Annotated in this window: 18 protein-coding genes; 8 read left to right on the top strand and 10 right to left on the bottom strand. The window is 70.3% G+C overall.

What is annotated here, in order from left to right; translation table 11 throughout:
- The first annotated feature begins 233 nt into the window (after positions 1-233).
- Positions 234-2,288, top strand: a complete 2,055-nt coding sequence (locus JOM49_RS05920) for an ATP-binding protein (protein WP_308158663.1) — start codon at positions 234-236, stop codon at positions 2,286-2,288.
- A 189-nt stretch (positions 2,289-2,477) separates the two neighbouring features.
- On the opposite strand, the gene JOM49_RS05925 is transcribed toward JOM49_RS05920, so the two are convergent.
- Both JOM49_RS05925 and JOM49_RS05930 read right to left on the bottom strand, forming a co-directional pair.
- Entirely contained in the window at positions 2,478-3,365 is an 888-nt protein-coding gene (locus JOM49_RS05925; RefSeq protein WP_209670868.1) for a phosphotransferase enzyme family protein, read from the bottom strand.
- Between the two features lie 42 nt (positions 3,366-3,407).
- Positions 3,408-4,799: an NsdA family TPR-like regulatory protein gene (locus JOM49_RS05930; protein WP_209663345.1), complete on the bottom strand. Its 1,392-nt coding sequence runs from the start codon at positions 4,797-4,799 to the stop codon at positions 3,408-3,410.
- Positions 4,800-5,166: 367 nt separating this feature from the next.
- On the opposite strand from JOM49_RS05930, the gene JOM49_RS05935 reads away from it, so the two are divergent.
- A complete protein-coding gene (locus JOM49_RS05935; RefSeq protein ID WP_209663346.1) occupies positions 5,167-5,427 on the top strand; it encodes a hypothetical protein in 261 nt (86 codons plus the stop codon).
- 13 nt (positions 5,428-5,440) lie between these two features.
- The gene (locus JOM49_RS05940) at positions 5,441-5,836 is read left to right on the top strand and encodes a hypothetical protein (protein ID WP_209663347.1); all 396 of its coding nucleotides are present in this window, start codon (positions 5,441-5,443) and stop codon (positions 5,834-5,836) included.
- A 326-nt stretch (positions 5,837-6,162) separates the two neighbouring features.
- Here the strand turns inward: JOM49_RS05940 and JOM49_RS05945 are convergent, their stop codons facing one another.
- On the bottom strand, positions 6,163-7,404 hold the full coding sequence (locus JOM49_RS05945) for an MFS transporter (protein WP_209663348.1): 1,242 nt from the start codon (positions 7,402-7,404) through the stop codon (positions 6,163-6,165).
- Positions 7,394-8,722, bottom strand: coding sequence for a GH1 family beta-glucosidase (locus JOM49_RS05950; protein WP_209663349.1), 1,329 nt, complete (start codon positions 8,720-8,722; stop codon positions 7,394-7,396). The genes JOM49_RS05945 and JOM49_RS05950 overlap by 11 nt, the downstream gene beginning before the upstream one ends.
- A gap of 128 nt (positions 8,723-8,850) precedes the next feature.
- Between JOM49_RS05950 and JOM49_RS05955 the strand changes: the two genes are divergently transcribed.
- Positions 8,851-9,516, top strand: coding sequence for a TetR/AcrR family transcriptional regulator (locus JOM49_RS05955; RefSeq protein ID WP_209663350.1), 666 nt, complete (start codon positions 8,851-8,853; stop codon positions 9,514-9,516).
- A 487-nt stretch (positions 9,517-10,003) separates the two neighbouring features.
- On the opposite strand, the gene JOM49_RS05960 is transcribed toward JOM49_RS05955, so the two are convergent.
- Positions 10,004-11,191: an amino acid deaminase/aldolase gene (locus JOM49_RS05960; protein ID WP_209663351.1), complete on the bottom strand. Its 1,188-nt coding sequence runs from the start codon at positions 11,189-11,191 to the stop codon at positions 10,004-10,006.
- Positions 11,192-11,277: 86 nt separating this feature from the next.
- Between JOM49_RS05960 and JOM49_RS05965 the strand changes: the two genes are divergently transcribed.
- A complete protein-coding gene (locus JOM49_RS05965; RefSeq protein ID WP_209663352.1) occupies positions 11,278-12,585 on the top strand; it encodes a D-arabinono-1,4-lactone oxidase in 1,308 nt (435 codons plus the stop codon).
- Positions 12,586-12,638: 53 nt separating this feature from the next.
- Here JOM49_RS05965 and JOM49_RS05970 read toward each other — a convergent pair whose 3' ends face one another.
- The 5 genes from JOM49_RS05970 to JOM49_RS05990 form a co-directional block, all read right to left on the bottom strand.
- Positions 12,639-13,289 carry an NAD(P)H-binding protein gene (locus tag JOM49_RS05970; RefSeq protein ID WP_209663353.1) on the bottom strand — a complete coding sequence of 217 codons (651 nt, stop codon included), beginning with the start codon at positions 13,287-13,289 and terminating at the stop codon, positions 12,639-12,641.
- Positions 13,290-13,311: 22 nt separating this feature from the next.
- A complete protein-coding gene (locus JOM49_RS05975) occupies positions 13,312-13,953 on the bottom strand; it encodes a hypothetical protein (RefSeq protein WP_209663354.1) in 642 nt (213 codons plus the stop codon).
- A 222-nt stretch (positions 13,954-14,175) separates the two neighbouring features.
- Complete coding sequence (locus tag JOM49_RS05980; RefSeq protein WP_308158664.1) at positions 14,176-16,449, bottom strand: serine/threonine-protein kinase; 2,274 nt, start codon at positions 16,447-16,449, stop codon at positions 14,176-14,178.
- Positions 16,446-18,635 carry a serine/threonine-protein kinase gene (locus tag JOM49_RS05985; RefSeq protein ID WP_209663356.1) on the bottom strand — a complete coding sequence of 730 codons (2,190 nt, stop codon included), beginning with the start codon at positions 18,633-18,635 and terminating at the stop codon, positions 16,446-16,448. Before JOM49_RS05985 ends, JOM49_RS05980 begins: the two co-directional genes overlap by 4 nt.
- A complete protein-coding gene (locus tag JOM49_RS05990) occupies positions 18,632-20,701 on the bottom strand; it encodes a serine/threonine protein kinase (protein WP_209663357.1) in 2,070 nt (689 codons plus the stop codon). The genes JOM49_RS05985 and JOM49_RS05990 overlap by 4 nt, the downstream gene beginning before the upstream one ends.
- Positions 20,702-20,807: 106 nt before the next feature.
- Here JOM49_RS05990 and JOM49_RS05995 point away from each other — a divergent pair, with 106 nt between their 5' ends.
- Genes JOM49_RS05995 through JOM49_RS06005 form a run of 3 tightly spaced genes read left to right on the top strand, consistent with a single transcriptional unit; the run spans position 20,808 to position 24,026 of the window.
- On the top strand, positions 20,808-21,866 hold the full coding sequence (locus tag JOM49_RS05995; protein WP_209663358.1) for an HpcH/HpaI aldolase/citrate lyase family protein: 1,059 nt from the start codon (positions 20,808-20,810) through the stop codon (positions 21,864-21,866).
- On the top strand, positions 21,863-22,717 hold the full coding sequence (locus JOM49_RS06000; protein ID WP_281068309.1) for an HpcH/HpaI aldolase/citrate lyase family protein: 855 nt from the start codon (positions 21,863-21,865) through the stop codon (positions 22,715-22,717). The genes JOM49_RS05995 and JOM49_RS06000 overlap by 4 nt, the downstream gene beginning before the upstream one ends.
- Positions 22,718-22,751: 34 nt before the next feature.
- On the top strand, positions 22,752-24,026 hold the full coding sequence (locus JOM49_RS06005) for an aspartate aminotransferase type Ic (protein ID WP_209663359.1): 1,275 nt from the start codon (positions 22,752-22,754) through the stop codon (positions 24,024-24,026).
- Positions 24,027-24,040 lie beyond the last annotated feature (14 nt).

Below are 24,040 nucleotides of genomic sequence, written 5' to 3' on the forward strand. Positions count from 1 at the left end.
CCCCCGCCACTCCCAGGGGGGCGTCCCCAAGTCCAGCGTAGTCCAGACCCCCGTCGGCGAGGGTCCGCGCGCTGGAGTTGTCCACATGTGCGTGGTGCCTGTGGATCGAGGGGCGGCGTTCGGCCCAGTTGCGTTAGGCTGAAAGGTTGCTTCCTGGCGACTGTATTGCCCGGGGTGGAACCGAGCCGCCAAGCTCTGACGTCAGCACGCGTGTGCACAGCGGAGGAGCAGGTGTGACGACCGGCCAGGCCCCGATCACGACCGCGCCGGCGCCACGGCGATCGCCCGAGGCGGAACCGGCGGTACCCAGGGAACTGGAGCAGCCACCGGCCCACTTCACCAACCGCGCCGAACAGCTCGCGGTGCTCGACCGGTTGCTCGACGAGCCGGGTGACCGGCCGGTGGTCCAGGTGCTCTGCGGGCTCGGCGGCATCGGCAAGTCGGCGCTGGCGCGCCAGTGGGTGCACCGCGTGCGCGACCGCTTCCCGCGCGGCCAGCTCTACGCCGATCTCGGCGCCTTCAACGCCACCGGACCCACCGATACGGGTGAATTGCTCAAGCGCTTCCTCGTCGCGTTCGGCATCGACGCCAAGAAGCAGCCAGCCGGGCTCGACGACCTCAAGGCGATGTACCGCACCGAGACCGCCGGCCGCCCGCTGCTGGTGGTGCTCGACGACGCCGTCTCCTCCGACCAGGTCGCCCCGCTCGTCCCCTCCGCGCCCGGCAGCATCGTGCTCGTGACCAGCCGTTTCCGCCTCGGCGGGTTGCGGGCCAGCCATGGTGCGCGGCGCCTCGAACTGACCAAGTTCAACCACGGCCACGGCATCCAGCTGCTCTCCGCGATCGTCGACGACGAACGCACCGACGAGGCCGATCCGCACCTCAAGAAGATGGTCAGCTTTTGCGACGGGCTGCCCATCGCCCTGCACGTCCTCGGCGTGAAACTTGCCAACCAGCCCCACCTCTCCTCTGCACGAGCCGTCGCCCAGCTGGAACGATTGCGGCTGGCGGCTTTGGCGGACCACAAGGAGAACCTTTCGGTGACCAGCACGTTCGACCTCTCGTACCAGGACCTGTCCCCGGACGCGGCGCAGCTCTACCGCGCGCTCGGCCTGCACCCCGGGCCCGAATTCGGCCTCGGCGCGGCGACCGGCGCCGCCGGGCGGTCGGTGGACGACACCGAGGAGCTGCTCGGCGAGCTCGTGCAGTCCGGGCTGCTCGAAGCGCAGAAGGACCGGTTCGGCTTCCACGACCTGGTGCGCCTGCACGCCGAGGACAAGGCCGCGGCGGATCCCGAGGAGGCCGAGGCCGCGCGCCGACGCATCCTCGAGTGGTACCTGCGTGCCGCTCGTCGCACCGAGGACACGCTGACCGTCCCCGACCAGGACCGCATCCCCTACGAGTTCGGCGACCGCGGCCCCGACCCCGAGTCGCTGCCCGGCAACGACGACGCGCTGCCCTGGCTCGAGCGCGAGCGCCCCAACCTGATCGCCGCCATCCAGGCCGCCCAGGCCCAGGAGCTGCCCGAACTCGCCTGGCAGCTCGCCGCCGCGATGTGGCCGCTGTTCCTGCTCCGCAAGCACTACCGCGACTTCCTCACGGTCAGCCAGCTGGGCGTGACCTGCGCCGAGCAGTGGGGCAACCCCTCGGCGAAGGCGCTGATGCTCAACCGGTCGGGTGCCGCCTGCCGTGGCGCCGGGCGGTTCGACGAGGCGGTCGAGTACTACACGGCGGCCAAGCAGGCGCTGGCCGACGGCGGTGACCAGGCGATCGCGATCCGGTCCGTCGAAGGACTGGGCCTGGTCGCGCTCGCCCAGGACCGCGTCGAGGACGCGCTGACCCACTTCGAAGAGGAGCTGACCTACGCCCGCCGCCTCGAACGCGCCCACGACGTGAACCTCGCGCTGGTCAACCTCGGCGCCACGCTGGTCAGGGCCGGGCGGGCGGCGGAGGCCGTCGACCGGCTCGAGCAGGCCAAGTCGCTGCTCGACGCGCAGGGTGACGAGTACAACCGCGCACGGGCCCAGATCGACCTCGGGCGGGCGCTCGCGCACGACGAACGGTTCGAGGAAGCGCGCACCCAGCTCGACGCGGCCTTCGCCACGATGGAATCGGCCGGATCCGCCTTCGAACAAGCGCGGGCGATCCACGCGCTCGGCGATGTCGCGAAGCTCTCCGGGGATATCGCGGAGGCCAAGTCGCGTTACGAAGCGGCGCTGCCCATTTACACAGAGCTCAACCGTCCCGAGGCGAAACCGCTCGCGGAAGAGCTCCGCTCACTCGCCTGAGCAGGCAGGACGATCTTTGACCGGGTTTCCGGTGGCCGTGAGTAATCAGTGCACGTTCATTCTGCGTAACCAATCTTCTTCCGTGGAGTGATCAGTCGGACCGAATTCACTACCCGCAGCCCACTGTTCGTACAGAAACGACGAACGGTCATTCCCCGTCGCTGAATGTCCGCGATTTTTGACCGCTGTTCAGCGGTACCGACTCCATCGGGTGCCGGTCCGGCCGGCACGCAGGTCGGCCAAGCGCATGCGCAGCTGCCCGCGGACGTACGGGTGGCTGCGCAGGATGGGCAGCACGCTGGTGGTCAGCTTGAGTTCGCGGGCCGCTCGCAGCGCCGGGAAGCCGGACCAGCGGGTGACGTCGAAGCCGTAGCCGTCCACCAGCTCGCGGTAGCGCCCGGCCGGGTCACCGAACCGCTCACGGCCGACGGCCAGCGGGATCAGGTCCCATTCCGGCGGACCGGCGCAGGACGAGTCGAAGTCGCAGAGCACCGGCCCGTCCGGCCCGGCGATCACGTTGCCCGGGTGCGCGTCGCCGTGGACCAGCGCGGTCGGCAGCACGAACTCGACCCCGGCCAGCTGTTCTTCGACCTCGGCGCACCGGTCCAGCAGGAAGCGCCGGTCACCGGCCGACAGCTCCTCGGCGTCGGCGACGCGGGCGCGGACGTCGTCCAGCGGCGCCCACCCGCCGACCCCGTCGGGCGGGTCGAGCCGGTGCACCTGCCGCAGCAGGGCGGCCAGGTCGGCGGCCGTGCCGTGCCCGGCCTGGCCCGGCACCCGCTCCCACACGGTGACCAGGTGTTCGCCCAGCTCCAGCGGCTGCGGCAGGTCACCGAAGAGGCGGATGGCCGGGACGCCGTGCCGGGCGAAGTACCGCGCCACCTCGACCACCTTGTACGCGCGGTGGCGCAGCGCGCGGGACCCGACGATGCGCACCACGATCGGCGCGCCCGCCAGCGAGTAGACCGCGTTGTTGGTGAACCGCAGCAGCTTCGCCCCGCGTGCTTCCACGCCGAGCAGGGCGCACGCCTGCGCGAGCGCCCCGTCCAGCTTCTCCCTGGTGAACCGGCCGTCCAAGACGCTTTCCAGGGTCGCCGTCACCGGTCCTGCCCGCCTCGCTCAGGCGGCGTAGAACGCGTTGATCCGGTCGGCGAGGTCGCGGGCGTCGGCGTTGTTCCGGCGCCGCTCGGCCTCGACCTTCAGCGGCATCATGCGGTCCTTGATCCGCGCCGACTTCAGGCCCTCGGCCGCGTCCAGCGCCTTGCCGCCCACCCGCGCGCCCTGGTCGAGGTCGCCCTCGAGCAGGTGGTTGGTGGCCAGCGCGCTGAGGTTGAACACCCGGCTGCGGGCCATGTCGTCACCGTAGGCCTCGACCGCCCTGGTCAGCGCCGGGATCGCGTACTTGGTGTGGTCCACCTTGCCCTCGATGGCCAGCGCGGTGTGCACCGTGCCGATCATCGCGTAGACGTCGGTCTCGTTGAAGAACTGCACCCAGGACTCGGCGTTGGCGATGTCCGCACGGGCGAACTCGTCCTTGGTGCGGCCGAGCAGCTTGAGCGCCTGCTCCTCGTTGCCCATCATCGCGTAGGCCCAGGCCTGGTTCGCGCACAGCACGGAGATCGCCAGCTCGGAGCCCGATTCCTGGGCCGCGATCTGGCCCAGCTGGAACAGCTTGAGCGCGTCGTTGGGCGCGTCCTGGTGCAGGTAGACCCGGCCCATCCGATACAGCACGTTGGCCACCAGCGGGTTGTTGTCGCCCTGCTTGGCCAGGTCCAGCGCGTTGGCGAAGTGCCCGCGCGCCGAGTCGACCAGGCCGGTGTCGAACGAGGTCCAGCCCGCCAGGCTGTGCAGATCGGCCAGTGCCACGTAGAGCCGGGACTTGACCAGTTCGGCACCGCTGGATTCGAGCATCTGCTGTCCCCAGGACAGCTGCGCGACCACCGCGTCGCGGCAGAAACCGCCGCCGTACTGGTAGTCCAGCGCACGCAGCGCCCGGGTGGCCGCCTCCATCTGCCGGACGTCGGTCATCCCGATCCGGCCAGGCGCCGGTGTCCTCGCGGGACGCGTCGCCCAAGCCTCGGACGCCGGTCCGAAGACCGCTGCACCCATGGTGACCTGCGCGGCGTGCGCGAGGAACTTCCGCCGTTTCACGGACTCGTCCTCCTCAGCCTGCCGGCCGTCGGCGTTGCCGACGACCTGTATCGCCGTGGCCTCGTCGTAGGCGAGGCCCATGTATCCCCTGGCGACACCCAGGCCGTCGGCGATCCGGACCAGGACGTCGTAGGCCATGACCTGGCGTCCCTTGAGGATCTCCGACACCTCGGACTGCGACTGGCCGGTCATCGCGGCGATCTGGCGCTGGGACACACCGTGCTTGCGCAGCTGCCGGTAGACCGAGCTGATCTCGCGGGCGGCCAGCGCCTCTCGCATCTCCGGCTGCTCCCAAGCAGTCGGCGGGATGGGATGACCAGCTTGTCCCTGGTGGGACTCCGTGCTGTTCATGGCGTCCATTCGCGCCCCCTCACAGTCCGTCGGGCGTCTGTCCACAGCGTAGGCACACCCATTCAACCGTGCGAAACGTCGATTGTTGAGTCTGATCGGCCCGGGCGAACTCCGCCGACCGCTTATCGTGGAAGTCTGGCCGGTCGCCGCTATGACGCCGGTGCAGCCTTCTTTCCGCCTCGCTTTCACCGCAATGTAGATCGCAGTTCTCCGTGAGCACTCCGGCACCCCCGGTGATCACGGACAGCGACCGCCAGCGGCCGCCCTTCACGGAGAGCTACGAGAACACGGAATACGACGAGCGACGAGCAGAGCGGAGTAGCCGGTGGAGTTCCTGGACTCGATCCCGACAGGTCGTACGGCCACCGTGACCCCTGTGCGTTCTTCCGTCCCGCGTGCCGTGCCCCAGGCGGTCGACCCCCGTTCGGCGAACCTCCGCCGGCACGAGGGCGGCCAGACCGTGTGGCGCGTGCAGTGCGGTGACCTGATCAACCGCGAGCGCTGCGTCACGGTCTTCGTCGACGACAGCCAGGTCGTGCTGGTCGGCCCGCCCGGGGAAACCGCGCGGATGACCGGCAGCCAGCTCGGCCAGCTCCGGACCGCGCTCAACGAAGCCGCCAAACTGGCGGAAAGGTAACGGTGAGTTCCAGGTGGACCAGATCCTCGGGCAGGTGCTCCGCAATGCCGTGTGGGAGCGCCTCGACATGCTCTCCGACCTCGCCAACCGCGCCGACGCGCAGTCACTGGTCTCGGTGGCCCGTTCCGAGCTGCCGCGGCTGACCGAAGGGTGGCGCGCCATGCTCCGCGCCCACGAGCCCGACGAGCGCGGTGACTGCCCGACCTGCTCCACCCGGTGGCACCGCTGCAAGGCGCCGTGCTCGGTGTGGCAGGTGGCGCACGAGCACCTCGTGGCAGGCGGGCTCGCGCCCCAGCCCGACGTGAAGGGCAAGGGCCGTCGCGTACCGGCGCAGAACCGCGCCGAGAACCGCACGCCCGGCCGCCACGCGCTGGTCACCCCGCCGCGGCAAGCGGTCGCCACCACCTGAGACTCCCCCACCGGTGCCCGATCCCCCGCGGGCTCCCCCGACCGGCGGTCGGCTCATCCGTACCCCCGAGCGAGATGAGTCGACCGCCATCCACCTCCCCGGCTCCCCACCGGTTCTGCGATTAATCGCAAAATTTCTGTGAACCGGCTAGCCAGCGCGGTAATCGAACGCTAACGTGAGCATCAAGCCCACGGGCCCAAAATTGCATAACGCAACCCGTGGTGTTCCCCGCACTCCCGAGCGGGCCCCGAAACCCCGCGGACCGGTGCCGTTGCACTCCCCCTCCCCCGACCGGCACCGGTCCGCGGTCCCATATCCGCTTCTGGTCAGCGCACTGATCGGATCCGGGTGACCGCGAATCCGGCGAGCAGCGTGGCCACCGCCGACGCCGCGAACAATCCGGGATAGCCGCCGAATCCGGCCAGGATCGCGGTCGCCAGCAGTGGCGCCACCACCTGCGGCAGCGCGTTCGCGATGTTGACCACGCCCAGGTCCTTCGCCCGGTCCTGCGCGGCGGGCAGCACCTGCGTCAGGATCGCCATCGCCACCGCCCAGTAGGTGCCGAAGCCGATGCCGAGCAGCGGAGCCGCGAACAGCGCCGCGACCCAGGTCTGCGAGAAGACGAGCAGCAGCGCGGCCAGCGCCATCGCGGCCGAGGCCCAGACGACGTACGGCTTGCGGCGGCCGGAGCGGTCCGACAGCACCCCGGCGCCGAGCGCGCCGACGATCAACGCGAGGCCGTACAGCCCCATGAGCACCAGCAGGCCGGTGTCCGGGTCGGGGTGGCCGACCGCGTCCTTGAGGAAGAACAGCAGGTAGAGCGTGCCGAGCGCGTTGCCGAGGCCGATCAGGAAGTGGCAGCCCCACGCCCGCGCGAAGTCCGGGTGCCGCCGCGGCGAGATCCACATCCGGCTCGGCAGTTCCCGCAGCGAACCGCCCGGCCGCCAGGCGGCGGGCAGTGCGGCGTCCGGCGTGCGCAGCACGAACACCGCGGCGCCCGCGAGTACGACGAGCGCGCAGACGAGGTATCCGCCGGCCAGGCTGGTGACGAGCACGGTGACCAAAACCGCGCCGAGCACGGTGCCGAACATCTGGCTGATGCCGATGAAGCCGCCGATCTGCGCCCGCTGCCCGACCGGCACCCGATCGGGCAGCGCCGAGGTCAGCGTGGCGAGCATGCCGTTCAACCCGGCCTGGACCAGGCACCAGCCGATCGTCATCACCAGCACGTTCGGCGCGACGGCCAGCAGCGCGAGCCCGGCGGCGCCGAGCGCCGCACCCGCCACGGTCCACGGGTGGCGGCGGCCGAAGCGCGAGGTGGTCCGGTCCGAGAGCAGGCCGATGGCGGGATTGGCGATCAGCGAGACGAACGCGCCGACGCCGGTCACGATGCCGAACACCAGTTCCTTGCCCGCCGCGTCGAGCAGCTCCGCCTGCCGCGGTAGCAACACCTGAATGGGGGCGTAGAAACCCAGCCACAGGCCGAAGTTCGCGAAGAACAGCAGCGCGGTCCAGCCGGGGCGGACCCGGGTGGTCGGTTCGGCGAGGGCGTCGGGCCTAGTGTCCATGGGCCGCGATCAGTTCGCGGAACCAGGAGAACGAGTCCTTCGGGGTGCGGGCCTGGGTCTCGTAGTCGACGTGCACCAGGCCGAAGCGGGGCGCGTAGCCCTTGGACCACTCGAAGTTGTCGAGCAGGGACCAGACGAAGTACCCGCGCACGTCGACACCGGCGTCCATCGCGGCGCGCACCGCCCAGAGGTGGTCGCGCAGGAAGTCGACGCGCTCGGGGTCGGGCACGCGGCCGTCGGGCGTGACCTCGTCGGCGAAGCTGCAGCCGTTCTCGGTGATGTGGATCGGCGGGAGGCGGTCGCCGTAGCGGTCCTTGAGTTGCAGCAGGAGTTCGCGGAACCCGTCGGGGACGATCGGCGAGTCGTTGCTGGTCCTCGGATAACCCTCGATCGGGCGAAGCTCGAACGGCAGCGGATTGCCCTCGCCCGGCCCGGCGGCGCCCTGCGGTTCGTAGTAGTTGACGCCGTAGAAGTCGATCGGCTGGGTGATCGTGGGCAGGTCGTCGGCGAACCCGGCGGGCAGGTGCTCGTGGAATTCTTCGGGGTAGCTGCCGAGCAGCACGGGGTCGGCGAAGAGGCGGTTGAGCAGCGCGTCGAGCCTGCGCGCGCCCTCGTGGTCGGCGTCGGAATCCGTGGCGGGCCAGATCGGCGAGTGGTTGTTCGCCGTGCCGATGGTCTGCGCGCCGGCCGCGCGGAGGGCCTTGACCGCGAGCCCGTGCGCGAGGTGCTGGTGGTGCGCGGTGGGAATTGCGCCGAGGAGCAGCGTCTGGCCGGGCGCGTACTCGCCGATCGCGTACCCGAAGATCGACATGACCATCGGCTCGTTGAGCGGGATCCACATCTTCACCCGATCGGCGAAGTGCGTACCGAGGATTTCGGCGTACTCGCCGAAGCGCTCAGCGGTCTCGCGAGCGAGCCAACCGCCGGCGTCTTCGAGGGCCTGCGGGGTGTCCCAGTGGTAGAGCGTGGCGACCGGATCGATGCCCGCCGCGCAGATCTCGTCGAGCAGGCGGTCGTAGAAGCCGAGGCCGCGGGGTTCCGGGGCGCCCTTGCCGGTCGGCTGGATGCGGGGCCAGGCGAAGGAGAACCGGTAGGCGTCGACGCCGAGGTCGGCCATCAGCGCGACGTCCTCGCGGTAGCGGTGGTAGTGATCGGCCGCGACCCCGGCGTGTTCGCCACGGGCCACCTTTCCCGGTGTCGCGGTGAACGTGTCCCAAATGGACGGTCCGCGACCGCCCTCGGTGACCGCGCCCTCGATCTGGAAGGCCGAGGTGGACACGCCCCAGCGGAAGCCGGGCGGGAAGATCGGGTTCTCCACCAGCTACTCGCTTTCCCGCTCGGGGTAACGTGAATAGTTCTCATATCCTAACCCGTTCCCTCGACCGGGGGGAAGGGTGCGTACGCGGTAGGGTCCTGACCAGCGGGGAGCGACATCGGCAAGATCGAATGCCGGGGCGTTGCGGCTGGGAGGAGCAGGACGTGTCCGAGAACAAGGCACACGGGGAAACCACCGCACTGCGCCGGCAACCGGTGCAGCAGCGCAGCGCCAAGCGCGTCGAGCAGATGCTGGACGCCGGCGCCGCGCTGATCGACGAGATCGGCTACGAATCGCTGACCACCACGCTGATCGCCAAGCGCGCCGGCGTGGCAGTGGGCTCGCTGTACCAGTTCTTCCCGGACAAGCGGGCCGTGGTGCAGGCGCTCACCCAGCGGAACCTGGACCGGTTCATGGCCGCCATCGGGGAACGCCTGAGCGGGGTCGAGCACTCGCACTGGTGGGACGTCGTCGACTCCATCCTGGACATCTACCTGGACATGCACCGAAATGTGCCAGGCTTCTCCAAAGTCCACTTCGGCGATGTCGTCGACCGGCAATTGCTGGACGAAAGCCGGGACAACAACCGCGTCATCGCGGACGCGCTCACCGAATTGCTTTCGAACTACTTGGATGTGCCGCAGGAACGCCTTTGGTTCGCCATCGCCATCGCGAACGAAGCCGCGGACTCGCTGCTGAAACTGGCCTTCCACCGCGACCCGAACGGGGACGCGGAAGTGGTGGAGGAAACGAAGTACCTGATCAAAACCTACCTGGCCAGCCGCCTGGGAGAGTAGAGGAAGCCGCTTCGAACCCGCGCGCTTCCAAATCCGGTACCAGCCCTGATTCCGCGAGCCGGGTCTCAAAATCCGAGGCCACAGAACCCTCCCGATCATTTCCAGGAACCCGGGAACCCAAGCCAAGCCACCACCCAGACCCCCCTCCTCACCCCGGTCCACAGCCAAAAACACGGCGAGGTTTTCTTTGTCAAGGCACGCTCTCCCGCCTTGACAAAGAAAACCTCGCCGTAGTCACAATAAAAGACCGGGACGGGAGCCATCCCATGCATGCCCCCCCATTGTCAAGCCCCACTCTCATTCATCCACAGCGAAACACCCCTTGTGGACAACCCCGCCAATTCCCAGAGCCCCCAACCCGCCTCCGAGTAGAGTGGAGCCCGGGGACGCCCCCCAGGGAGCGGTGGGGGTTGGAGTGAGGTCCCTTGGGGCGGAGGGGATTCGCCGGAAGCGGCGGGGGGCTGAAGGTCCCTTGGACGGATGGGCGTCAGCCGAAGTTTTGGTGTTCGCCTCGGTAGGTGGGGACGGTTTGGTCCACGCGGTCACCTTGGATCAGGTGGTAGTGGGTGAAGCGTTCCGCCAGTTCCCCGGCTTTGGCGTGCCGTAGCCAGACTCGGTCGCCGACGTTCAGGGAGCGGGCGCCTTTGCCGGTTACCGGGGTTTGTACTTCGCCGGCGCCTTCCAGGCCCAGCAGTTTCAGGCCTGCGGGCAGGTAGGGCGAGGGCAGGCGCGAAGGTTGCGCCGGGCCTGAAGCGACATAGCCGCCCGAGAACAGGGTGGCGATGCTCCGGGTGGGTTTGCGGACCACCGGGAGTGCGAACAAAGCCGCCGGGCGGGGGTGGAAGCGGGTGTAGCCGTCGAACAGGGTGGGGCCGATCAGGCCTGAGCCTGCGGCGATTTCCGTGACCGAGGCGTCCGAGCCGGTGACTTCGACGCTTCCGGTTCCGCCGCCGTTGACGAACTCCAGGTCCGCGACCTCACGCACCGCGCGCACTGCCGCACCGCGGCGGCGCAGCAACTCGGCCGCTGACTTCCGTTGCATCCACTGCACCACGGTCGACTGCGCGCGTCCCCCGGTCGCGTCCGGGAAACCGGCGATCTGGCCTTCGTAGGCCATCATGCCGACCAGCCGGAAACCCGGCCGCCGCTCGATGGTCGCGGCGAAGTCGCGGGCCTGGCGTGGCGTGAAGACCGGTGATCGCCGGGTGCCGACGTGCAGTGACCGCAGGGGGCGCCACGACGCGTCCAGTTCCAGGCACACGCGGATTTCCGGGTGCTCCAGTCCCAGCGCCGAGTCGACCACGTCCAGGTGCTCCGGCGAGTCCACCATGATCGAGATCGCCGCACGGGCGCGGTCGTCGGCGGCCAGGCGGCGCAGGGCGGCGTGGTCCACGGTCGGGTAGGCGACCACGATGTCCTCCGACGTGCCGCACTCGACCAGCCACAACGCCTCGGCCAGCGAGTAGCTCATCACGCCGCGGAACCCCGGCTTCGCCAGCACCCGCTCCAGCAGCGTCCGGCAGCGCACCGACTTGCTCACCACGCGGATGGGCTTGCTCGCCCGTCGCACGAGGTCGTCGGCGTTCGCGTCGAAGGCGGCGAGGTCGACGATCGCCAGCGGCGGATCGAGGTCCTTCGTCGCCAGCTCGAACGCCGTGGCGTCAGGGAGGTTCACCCCCAGTACGGTACGACAAACAGGCTTGAAACGCGAATACTATTCACTTATCGTTCGCTTACGCCATCCAGCGACGGGATCAGTTGATGACACGGTGGACGAACTGGGCCGGGACCGCAACGGCCAGCCCGCAACGCGTGCACAAACCGCGTGGCCTCGCGGAAATCTCCGAAGCCGTGACCGACGTCGCGGTCGACGGGCGTCGCGTGCGCGCGCTGGGCAGCGGCCACTCCTTCACCCCGATCGCGGTCGCCGATTCCGACGCGCTTTCGCTCGTCCACTGGACCGGCGTCGCCTCGGTCGACCTCGAAGCCAAGCGCGTCACCGTGCGTTCCGGCACCACGCTCCGCGAGCTGAACGCCGAGCTCGACCGGCTCGGCCTGGCCATGACCAACCTGGGTGACATCGACGCGCAGACCATCGCCGGCGCCATCTCCACCGGCACGCACGGCACCGGTGCGCGCTTCGGCGGGATCGCCACGCAGATCGCCGCGCTGGAACTGGTGCTGGCCGACGGCACGGTGGTCGGCTGCTCGGCGGACCGGCGGCCGGAGCTGTTCCACGCCGCCCGCGTCGGCCTCGGCGCGCTGGGGGTGATCAGCACGGTCACCCTGCAGTGCGAACCGGCCTACGTGCTCGCCGCCGAGGAACGCGCCGAACCGCTGGAGGGCGTGCTCGAGTCCTTCCACGACCAGGCCGACGCCAACGACCACTTCGAGTTCTACTGGTTCCCCTACGGCCGCGACGCGCTGGTCAAGCGCAACAACCGGCAACCGGCGGGCACCGAACCCGAGCCGCTGAGCCGGACCCGGCAGTTCGTCGACTACCGGATCATGGAGAACACCGCGTTCGGGGCGCTGTGCCGGATCGGGCGCACCGTGCCCAAGCTGGTGAAGCCGCTCGGCAAGTTCGCGTCGTCCGTGTTGTCCGCGCGCGAGTACAGCGACACCTCGCACCGGGTTTTCGTCACCCATCGCGGGGTCCGGTTCGTCGAGTCGGAGTTCGCCATCCCGCGTGAGTCCCTGCACGACGTGTTCGGTGAACTGCGCGCGCTGGTGCCGAAGCTGGAGAACCCGGTGGCCTTCCCGGTGGAGGTGCGGGTGGCCGCGGGCGACGACATCTGGCTGTCGACCGCGCACGGCCGCGACTCCGCCTACATCGCGATCCACCAGTTCGTCGGGATGCCCTACCGCGAGTACTTCGCCGCGTTCGAGAAGATCGCGAGCGCGGCCGGGGGACGGCCGCACTGGGGCAAGATGCACAACCTCGACGCGAGCGCGCTGCGTGAGCGGTATCCCCACTTCGACGACTTCCTCAAGGTGCGCAAGGAAGTCGACCCCAGCGGGGTGTTCACCAACGACTACCTGGACCGAGTACTGGGTCCCATCACTTAAATCCTCCCACCCGCCAGCCCACCACCGCCCTCAACGGGCGCGCTGGCGCGCGACTAGATCCTTTCCAGGGCCTCATCGATCGGCGTGTGGCCTTCGACGAGTTCGAGGGTCCGGTGGATGGTGCGTGACTCGTCCAGCAGGGCGACCAGCACGGCGGCCACGTCGTCGCGGGTGACGTCGCCGCCGTCGACGGACTCGGCCAGGTGGACCTGGCCGGTGCCGTGGTCGTCGGTGAGGCGGCCCGGGCGCAGGATGGTCCAGTCCAGGTCACGCGCCCGCAGGTCGTCCTCGGCGGCGGCCTTGGCCTTCAGGTAGACCGCGAACACCTCGTCCATGCCGGGGTCGTCGGCGCGGTCCAGGCCCATCGCGCTCACCTGGACGTGGCGCCGCACCCCGGCCCGCTCGGCGGCCTCGGCGAACAGCGCCGCGGCCCCGCGGTCGACGGTGTCCTTGCGGGCGGTGCCGCTGCCCGGGCCTGCCCCGGCGGCGAACACCGCGGCGTCCGCGCCCCGCAGGACCTCGGCGACGGCGTCCACCTCGGCGTTCTCCAGGTCGAGCACCACCGGTTCCGCGCTGGAGTCACGCAGGTCGGCCGCCTGTTCCGCACTCCGGATGAGGCCGACCGCGTGGTCACCGCGCGCGGCGAGCAGCCGCTCCAGCCGCAGCGCGATCTGTCCGTGTCCGCCGGCAATCACAACTCGCATGCCACCGACCCTAGGCGGAAAGTCAGTCGACGGCAGCGGGGATGTCGTGCGCGAGCAGGAGCTCGTAGGCGACCTCGTTGATCCAGCGGGAGATCGGGTCCCCGGTGACCAGCAGCCGCTCGCTGTGCCCGAGCAGGTCGGTCTGGACCTTGGCCTCCTCGTCGGCGGTCAGCACGGCCATGCCGTACGTGCGGGCGCGCGGCAGGCAGTTGTCCACGTAGTCCTCGGTCAGCGTGGCGGCCGAGGGCAGGACCATCGCGGTCTCGCCGTAGCGGGCGAACGGCCCCAGCGCGGCCACACCGGTCCGCCAGTGGCGCTGCACGGTGAGCACGCCGACGATCTCCACCGCGGCGGCCGGCGCGCTGCCGACGAATTCGGGCCAGGTCCAGGTGTCCACCACGGCGCGGTCGATGACCGGGCCGACGCCCATCGCGATGCGCTCGGCGTGGGGCACCGTGCGCAGCCGGGCCACCAGGTTGACCTTGCGGCCGAGCAGGCGGGTCTCGGGCAGCACCACGCCGTGCCAGCCGAGCCGCGCGGCGGCTTCGGTGGCGAGTTCGTCGGCCGTCGAGGGCAGCTGGTGCGGCGGCACGACGCGGCTGGGCAACGACCGCGTGCCGTTCGCACCGCCGGTCACCGCGACCTCTCCTGGTGTCACCGCCACGGGTCCGCCTCCTCTTCCTGTCGTCGCGAGTCCTGGTGCGCCTCGTGAAAAGAGGCACATGGATTTGGTACCAGGGCCCTCCGGTGAGAGCGCCACGTCAACCGGTCACCTGCGATCGGCGGCAGTCAGCCATCGGTGACCGGTCGACCAACGGTCATCGGACTTCGGTCCCACGGTGCCGCCGGACGGGTGAGGAGCCGCTGAGCGGCCGCTTCGCCGGGCTCAGTTCCATTCCGCGGAATTGAGCATCCCGGCCAGTCCCGGCACGTCCCACTCGTCCACGATCACCACGTCGGAGTCCGGCACGAACCAGATTCGCTGGGTCACCCGCACCTCTCCGACACCGCCGTTCGCGTCGCGTGGAACGCATTCCACGGTCCACCGCTCGAACCGAGCCGGACGCCCGCCGACCTGGGTTTCGGTGGCCTCTTGCAGGGTGTGATTCCCGTTCTGCCACAGGTCCTTGCGACCGGCGGCATTGCAGGCGCGACCGTTCGAGCTGCGCCGATAAGGCTTTCCCGGCACATATGCGGGTTGTTCGGCATTCGCTTTTGTGTTGTCGGTCACCATGAAGTACCGGCAGTTGAAGTACTTCACCGGATCCGCGCATTCCGCGGCGTCGACGATCACCTGTTCCAAACCCTGCGAACGCCGCGTCCAGGTCGGTGGCACCTCGAGGGTGAGCGGCCCCACATCGAGCTTCACCGCGGCGCCGGTGGTGCGGCTGGACGGCGGCGCGCTGGACGGCGGCACGGCGTCGACCTTCGCCAGCACGCCGGGCGCGAAGAGGCCGCCGAGGCTGTCGTAGGACACCTTGGTCTCGTCGACCCCGCATGCCGTGGAGCCGCCGAACGACTGCATCTCGATGGCGAACTCGACGCCGTCCGGGGTCAGCAGCGCCTCGACCGGCCGCTCGATGGAATCGGGGTCGGTCAGCGTGTCGACCGGGATCGCCGGCGTGCCGGTCTTCTCCCCGCACGGGTCACCGCCCGGCCACAGCACCTCGGCCAGCTCCGCCATGCCCGGCGGGTTCAGCTTCTCCGGGCGCAGGAGTTTGTCCGGGTTCAGCAGGTCGCCGGTGTGCAGGTCGAAGGTCAGTGCCGAGGTCTTGAACGTCCAGGTGGAGTGCGGCGGGTTGGCCACCTTGTGGGTGTAGCGGACGGACAGCAGGTCGTCGTTGTGCAGGCCGATGGTGGCATCGGTGCCGATCGACGGCGGGCCCTCGGTGTTCGGGCCCCACTCCGGCGCGGACCGGCTGATGTAGGCGACCCAGCGGTCCACCGGCTCGCGCAGCGCGTTGTTGATCCGCTGCACCACGGCCGGGTCACTGCCGCCGTTGACGGTGAGGAACTGCGCGTTGACGTCCACAGTGGACCCCGGCGCCCGGTCCGTGGTGGTGTTGGTGTTGACCTGCAACGCGACGTTCTGCACCACCGGCGGCGGCTCCTCACCGGAGTTGGCCACCACCACGACGACACCGGTGCCGACCAGGGCCGCGCCCGCCAGGATCGCGCCCGCCTTCACCAGCACGCCGCCCCCGGCGCCCGCGGCGGCCACGCCACCGGAACCGGCGACCGCGGCCGCTCCCGCACCGGCCGGGGCCACCACCGACGCGCCCGCGAGCATGGCCAGCGGCGACAACGCCAGCAGCGCGCCCGCGCGTTGCGCGAGCCTGCCCCAGCCGCGTTCCTCCCAGTCCCGTCCGTACGCGGCGACCGCGGTCGACTCCAGTTCGGTCAGGAACGCGTCGGCGGACGCGGGCCGCTCGGCCGGGTTCTTCGCCATGCCGCGGGTGATCAGCCCGCGCACCGGTTCCGGCGCCTCGCCGAACGGAATGGGCGCGTGGGCGTGGAGGTTGCGCAGCACCTCGGTGCTGTCCGCTTCGAACGGCCGGTGCCCGGCGACGCACTGGAAGAACACGCAGGTCGCCGCGTAGACGTCCGTCGCGGGCGAGGCCGTGTTCCCGGACCACTGCTCGGGCGCCATGTACGCGGGCGTGCCGACGGAAAGCCCCGCCTGCCCGGCGAGCACGGCGATGCCGAAGTCGACCAGCTTGCTCTGGCGCTGGGCGTCGACCAGCACGTTGTCCGGTTTGTAGTCGCGGTGCACGATGCCGGCGTGGTGCGCGGCGGACAGCCCGAGCAGCGAGCCCTTCAGCACCGCCAGCGCGGCCTCCGGGTCGAGCGTGCCGTCGGACCTCAGGATCTCGCGCAGCGGCACCCCGGGCACGGCCTCCATCACGATCGCCGCGCCCTGCGGGGTCTCGATGAACTCGTGCAGGCGCGCCACGTGCGGGCTGATGACCTGCGACAGCACCCGTGCCTCCTGGCGGAAGGCGTCCACCAGCCGCGGGTCGTCGAGGTGCCGGGCGAAGAGGTACTTGATGGCCACCAGGTGCCCGGTCCGGTCCTGCCTGGCCAGCACCACGCGGCCGAAGCTGCCCTCCCCCAGGCGGTCCACCTCGGTGAACCCCGGCAGCGCCCATTCGCCGCTCACCGCCACATCGCACTCTCCAGGATCCGGTCCAGCCCGGGCGTGTTCCAGGCGTCGACGAAGATGATGCCGGTCTTCGGCAGCACCCACGACCGTTCCACGAAACTCGCGCCACCCGAGCACGTGACGCGCCATTCCTCGTAGGCGGCCTTCTTCGTGCCGATGGGCCGCAGGTCCTGCTTGATCCGCTCGGCCCCGGTGCTCACCTGGTCCGGCGCGCCCGCCTCGTCGCAGAAGTGCCCCGGCACGTGTTCGTCGGTGGTGCCGTAGATGATCCGCACCCCGGGGCAGCCGTCCAGCACGCAGTCGGCAGACCGGGCGAGGAGCAGGCCGGTGCTCCCCAGGTCGGCCCGCCGCCACTCCGCCGGCACTTCGAGGGTGAAGGAGCCCAGGTCGACCCGCTGGGTGGGGGCCGGTCCGCCGCGGTTCAGCAGGGCGGCGGCTTCCGCGGTCATCAGGTCGGCCACCTCGGCGTACGGGACGACGACCGGGACGTGGTCGCAGGCCATCGGGCCGCCGAAGGCCGGGCCGTACACGTTGAACTCCACCGTGTCGGCGGCGAAGATCGCCTGGACCGCCGGGTCGCCGTCGCCCGCGGTGTAGGGCTCGGTCAGGTGCTGCGGTTCCAGCGGTCGACGTTCCTCGTCGGGCACCCCACCGCAGAAACCGCCGGGTGAGCGCGCGAGCAGGCGTTCCTCCAGTGCGGTGGCCCCGGCTTGGGTGGCCGCGGCGTCGGCGAACACCTTCGGCGCGTCGAGCACTTCGCCGGTCGTCAGGTCCACGGTGACCCCGCGGATGCTGAACCCGCCGCGGTTGCCGAACTGCGTGGACTCGATGGTCCGGGTGTAGCGCACCGAGAGCACTCGTTCGTCCTGCCGCCGGATCTCCGCCTGCGTGGTCAGGTGCGGGGTGTCGGTCGCGGGATCGGTGCCCACCTGGCGGACGTACTCGATCCAGCCGTCGACCGGGCCCATCAGCGCCTGGTTGACCCGGTCCTGCAGCACCGGGTCGGCGAGCCCGCTGATCGCCACGAACTGGCCCTCGAAGTCGAAGGTGCCGAAGTTCTCCGTGCGGGTGCGCACGTCGGCGGTCATCGCGACCCGTTCGACCGCGGGCGGTGGGGGCGGCTCGTCGTCGCCGGTGGTCGTGTTGACCACGATGACCGCGCCGGTGCCGACCAGTGCCGCACCGGCCAGGATCGCGCCAGCCTTCACCAGCAGGCCACCACCGGCGCCCGCGGCGACCACACCACCCGATCCGGCGACCGCACCCGCACTCGCACCCGCTCCGGCGGGCGCCAGCATCGTCGCCCCCGCGAGCATCGCCAGCGGGGACACCGCGAGCAGGGCGCCCGCACGCTGCGCCAGCCGGGTCCAGCCGCGGCTTTCCCAGTCGTGGCCGTACGCGGCGACGGCGGTGGCTTCCAGCTCGGCCAGGAAGATCGCCGCGGTTCCCGGCCGGGCCGCGGGCTCCTTCGCCATGCCACGGGTCAGCAGGCCGGACAGCGAATTCGGCAGCTCACCGACCGGGATGGGCGCGTGGGTGTGCAGGTTGCGCAGCACCTCGCGGTCGTCCGCCTCGAACGGCCGATGGCCGGTGACGCACTGGAAGAACACGCAGGTCGCCGCGTAGACGTCGGTGGCGGGCGTGGCCGCGTTCCCGGCCCACTGCTCGGGCGCCATGTACGAGGGCGTGCCGACGGACAGCCCGGTTTCCCCGGCCAGCACGGCGATGCCGAAGTCGACCAGCTTGCTCTGGCGGTCCGGCCGCACCAGCACGTTGTCCGGTTTGTAGTCGCGGTGCACCACCCCGGCGGCGTGCGCGGCGGACAACCCCAGCAGCGAGCCCTTCAACACGACCAGCGCGGCCTCGGGCGCGAGCTGCCCTTCCGCGGTCAGGATCGCGCTGAGCGGGACGCCGGGCACGGCCTCCATCACGATCGCCGCGCCCTGCGGGGTCTCGACGAACTCGTGCAGCTTGGCCACGTGCGGGCTGACCACCTGCGCGAGCACGCGTGCCTCCTGGCGGAAGGCGTCCACCAGGCGCGGGTCGGCCAGGTGCTCGGCGTACAGGTACTTGATCGCGACCTCCGCGCCCGTGCCGTCCTGGCGTGCCAGCACGACGCGGCCGAAACCGCCTTTCCCCAGTGCTTTCAGTTCGGTGAAGCCGGGAAGTGCCCATTCGCTCACCGCCAGACCGCCTTGGCGAGAGCCGCGTCGAGGTCGGCCACCCCCCACTCGTCGGTGATCACGTAGTTCTTCGACGGCACGAACCAGATCCGCTGGGTCAGCTCGGCCTCGGCTTCGGCACCACCGGGCTCGACGCACTGCACGGACCACTTCTCGTAGGTCGCGTCCTGGTCGCCGATCTTCACCGTGGAGCTCTCCACCAGCGTCGCCGCGCCTTCCTGCTTGAGGTCCTTGCGACCGGCGGCGTTGCACGCGCGGCCCGCCGCGCTGCGCACGTACGGCTTGCCCGGCTCGTACTTCGGCTGTTCCTCGCTGGCTTGGGTGTTGTCGGTGACGAGGAAGTACTTGCAGTTGAAGTACCGCTTCGGATCGGCGCAGCCGGTGCCGTCCACCACCACCTTCTCCAGGCCCTGGTTCTGCAGGGAGAACCGGGTCGGCAGGCGGAGGTTCAGCGGGCCGAAGCGGAACGCCTCGTCCTTCGGCGGCGGGGTCGTCGTGGTCGGCGGTGGGGGCACCAGCCGCTGGTCGGGGAGCAGTTTGAGTACCTCCGGGGAGAGCAGGTCGGTCATCCGCGCGTACGGGAGCAGCACGGTTTCGGGTTTGCAGGCGGGACGCCCGGGGCGGGCTTCGGGGTGCAGCGCGAAGACCACGCCGTCCGGGGCGAGCGCGATCTCCACGCCGGAGCCCGTGTTCGGCCGGGCGTCGTCGAAATCACTGACGCCGAGGGGCTTTTCGCGGGTGAAGCCGGGTTGGTCGTCGCAGATGCGGTCGAGGTCGAGCCGCTGCGACAACTGGGTGAGCCCGGTGGCGGTGAAGGCTTCCGGGGCCAGGATCTCGCGCACGCCCAGCGGTCTGCCGTCCTTGAGCGCGATGGTGGTGGTCTGCGTGTACGGCCGTTCGCCGCCGTAGTCGTTGTCGTAGCGGACGGACAGCAGTTCCTCGGTCTCCAGCACGATCCGGGGTTTCGAGGTGGACGCCTTGCCCGCGAGCTTCCCGTCCGCGTAGACGGCGCGTGAGTTCTCGCGGTGGTCGTCGAAGGGTTGCCGCAGCGCCTGGTTCACCCGTTCGCCGACGACGGGATCCAGGTAGCCGGTGACCCGGACGACTTCGCCTTCGATGGTGAACGTGGCTTCCCGCTCGGACACCGGTTCGACGGCGACGGTCAGCACCTGCTGCAGCGGCTGGGGCGGGCCGGCGGGGGGCGGGTCCTCCTCCGCGGTCACCACGAAGACCACCCCGGCGGCGACCACCGCCAGGCCCAGCACGGCCGCGCCGCTCTTGAGCAGCATCCCGGACGGCGGCGGTTCGGCGGGCGCGGCGGTCAGGAGCTCGCGGCCCCGGCGCTCCCACTTCTTGCCGTAGGTGTCGGTCGCCACCTTCTCCAGCACGTCGGCGTACTGCTCGGCGTTGGCCGGCCGGTACGCCGGATCCTTCGCCATGCCCCAGTTGAGCAGCGTCCACAGCGGTTCCGGGACCTCGCCGAACGGGATGGGCGCGTAGCGGTGCAGGTGCAGCAGCGCGTCCGGGTCCTCGGCTTCGTACGGCGGGTGGCCGGTGAGGCATTCGAAGAACACGCAGGTGGCGGCGTAGATGTCGGCGGCCGGGGTGCCGGTCTCACCGGCCAGCGCGGCGGTGCCGAAGTCGACCAGCTTGACGTGACCCTCGTCGGTCACCAGCACATTGCTCGCCTTGACGTCGCGGTGCACCAGTTCGGCGGCGTGCGCGTCGGCCAAGCCCAGCAGGGTGTCCTTGAACACGGTGAGCGCGGCCTCCGGCGGCAGCGCGCCGTTCTCCTTGATCAGTCGCTCCAGCGAAACGCCCGGCACGGCCTCCATCACCAGCGCCGCGGTCTCGGCGCGCTCGATGAACTCGTGCAACTGGACGATGAACCGGCTGTTCAGGCCCTGCCAGCGGGCGGCTTCCGGGCGGAAGTCGTCGAGCGGGAACCAGTCGAAGAGGTACTTGATGGCGACCACCGCGCCGGTGCGGTCCTGGCGGGCCAGGACCACGCGGCCGAAGTTGCCGTCGCCGAGGGATTCCAGCTCCGTGAACCCCGGCTCGCTCACCCGCGCCTCCCCTGTCCCAGTCGGTTGGAGGTGATGTGCACCGCAGCGGTTCCCGTCGACCAGAGTTAGGGTTACCCGTCGGTACGCCAACCCGCCGGAGGTTTCGATGCGCTCGCCGAAGGACTTCTTCGCCCCACTGGCCGTAGGGGCGCCGGAGCCGGTGCGGCAGATCCCCGCGCTGCCCTCCCGGATGATCCACTTCTTCGACCCCAGCAACGAGAAGATGGCCGCGAAGGCGCCGGAGATCGCCAAGAAGGTCGACGTGCTGCTCGGCAACCTCGAGGACGCGGTGAAGGCCGAGCGCAAGGAGGCCGCGCGGACCGGGCTGGTGGAGATCGCCAAGGCCAACGACTTCGGCAGCACCCAGCTGTGGACCCGCGTGAACAGCCTCGATTCGCCGTGGGTGCTGGACGACCTGATCACCCTGGTCACCGAGATCGGCGACAAGCTCGACGTGATCATGGTGCCGAAGGTGGAGGGCGCGCAGGACATCCACTACGTCGACCGGCTGCTGGCGCAACTGGAGGCGCGGGCCGGGCTGAGCAAGCCGCTGCTGGTGCACGCGATCCTGGAGACCGCGTCCGGCGTGGCCAACGTCGAGGAGATCGCCGGGGCGAGCCCGCGGATGCAGGGGATTTCGCTCGGACCGGCGGACCTGGCGGCGAGCAGGCGGATGAAGACCACCCGGGTGGGGGGCGGACATCCGGGTTACCTGGTGCGCACCGACCCGGTCGGCGAGGACCTGACCACCGGGCGGACCACCTACCAGCAGGACCTGTGGCACTACACCGTGGCGCGGATGGTCGACGCGTGCGCGATGCACGGGATCCTGCCGTACTACGGGCCGTTCGGCGACATCCGCGACGTGGTCGGCTGCGAGGACCAGTTCCGCAACGCGTTCCTGCTCGGGTGCGTGGGCGCGTGGAGCCTGCACCCGGCGCAGATCGACATCGCGAAGCGGGTGTTCTCGCCGTCGCCGGAGGACGTGGCCTGGGCGCGGCGGGTGATCGCCGAGATGGGCGACGGCACCGGCGCGGTGATGATCGACGGGAAGATGCAGGACGACGCCTCGGTGAAGCAGTGCCGGGTGGTGGCGGAGCTGGCCGACGCGCTGGCCGCCTCCGACCCGGAGCTGGCCGAGGCCTACAGGGAGGCGCAGTCTTGAGACCACGCAGGTCCGTGCTCTACATGCCAGGAGCGAACGAGCGCGCGCTGGAGAAGGCGAAGACCCTCCCGGCGGACGCGCTCATCCTCGACCTCGAGGACGCCGTCGCGCCGGACGCCAAGGAAGCGGCCCGCGAGCGGGTGTGCACGGCAGCCGGTTCGTACGGTTCGCGTGAGGTGACCATCCGGGTGAACGGCCTGGACACCGAATGGCACGACGCCGACCTCCGCGCCGCCGCGCAGGCGGGCCCGGCCGCGGTCGTGGTGCCGAAGGTCAACTCGGCGCGCGAGGTGCACAACATCGAGCGCGCGCTCGAACTGGGCGGCGCGCCCGCGGAGACGAAGATCTGGGCGATGCTGGAAACCCCGGTGGCCATGCTGCACGCCGAGGAGATCGCGCGGGCTTCGGAGCGCCTGACCGTGCTGGTCATGGGCACCAACGACCTGGCGAAGGAACTGCACGCCGAGTTCGTGCCGGGCCGGGCACCCCTGCTGGGCGGGCTTTCGCTGGCCCTGCTCGCCGCCCGCGCCGCCGGCAAGGTCATCCTCGACGGCGTCTACAACGACGTGAAGGACCCCGCGGGCTTCGAAGCGGAATGCCTGCAAGGCCGCCAGTTCGGCTTCGACGGCAAAACGCTGATCCACCCTTCGCAACTGGAGCCGTGCAACCGCATCTTCGCGCCCTCGGACGAGGAAATCGCGACGGCGCAGAAGATCACCGCCGCCTTCGAAGAAGCCAGGGCCGCGGGCCGGGGAGTGGTCACCGTCGACGGGCGGATGATCGAAAACCTGCACGTCGAAAACGCACGGCGCATCCTGGACCTGGCGGAAGCGATCGGCAAGGCGGAGTAGGTCCGCGCCACCTGGCGGGGCGGGGGTGGAGGGGATGGCCGACAATCAGGGCGAAGACGGCCCCTCCCCGTTAGGAAGCACCTTGACCGATCTCACCGCGCTGCGGGCAGAGCACGAACGGCTGTGTGCCGAAGGACTGAAGCTCGACCTGACCCGTGGCAAGCCCGCGCCCGACCAGCTGGACCTGTCCACCGCCCTGCTCGATCTGCCGGGGGCCGCCGAGTTCCGGGCGGCCGACGGCACGGACACCCGCAACTACGGCGGTCTCCAGGGGCTGTCCGAGCTGCGCGAGATCTGGAGCGAGGTGCTCGGCATCCCCGCCGGGCAGTTGCTCACCGGCGGCAACTCCAGCCTCGCGCTGATGCACGACACGGTCGTCGCCGCGTTGCTGGGCGGGACCACGGACGGGCCCGCCTGGTTCGGCCGGGAGATCAAGTTCCTGTGCCCGGTGCCCGGCTACGACCGGCACTTCGCCATCTGCGAGCAGTTCGGCATCGAGATGATCCCGGTGCCGATGGACGACAACGGCCCCGACCTCGCCGAGGTCAAGCGCCTGGTCGCCGAGGACGCGCAGATCAAGGGCATGTGGTGCGTGCCGAAGTACAGCAACCCGAGCGGGGTCTCCTACTCCGCCGAAGTGGTCGCCGAGCTGGCCGCGATGCCCGCCGCGGCGGCGGACTTCCGCCTCTTCTGGGACAACGCCTACGCGGTGCACCACCTGACCGACACCGAGGTCCAGCTCGCCGACGTGCTCCGGCTCGCCGCCGAAGCCGGTCACCCGGACCGTCCGTTCGTGTTCGCCTCGACCTCCAAGATCACCCTCGCCGGGAGCGGGGTGTCGTTCTTCGGCGGCTCCGACGCGAACGTGAAGTGGCTGCTCGCGCACCTGAGCAAGCGCACCATCGGCCCGGACAAGGTCAACGAGCTGCGCCACGCGCGTTTCCTGCCCGACGCCAAGAGCGTGTCCGAGCACATGCGCCGCCACCGCGAGATCATCCGGCCGAAGTTCGACCTGGTGCTCTCCATCCTCGAGGACGAGCTGGGCGGGACGGACGGCGTGAGCTGGACCAAGCCCGAGGGCGGCTACTTCATCAGCCTCGACGTGCCGGACGGTTGCGCCAAGCGCGTGGTCGAGCTGGCCGGTGAGGCCGGCGTCAAGCTCACCCCGGCGGGCGCGACCTTCCCCAAGGGCGAGGACCCGCACGACCGCAACATCCGCCTCGCGCCGACCTTCCCGAAGATCGAAGAGGTCGAGGCCGCGACCCGCGGGCTCGCGGTGTGCGTCCGGCTCGCGGTCGCCGAGAAGTAAAGCGGCTGGCATTA

Origin of the sequence: Amycolatopsis magusensis (genome assembly GCF_017875555.1) — a bacterium.
GTDB classification, from domain to species: Bacteria; Actinomycetota; Actinomycetes; order Mycobacteriales; family Pseudonocardiaceae; genus Amycolatopsis; species Amycolatopsis magusensis.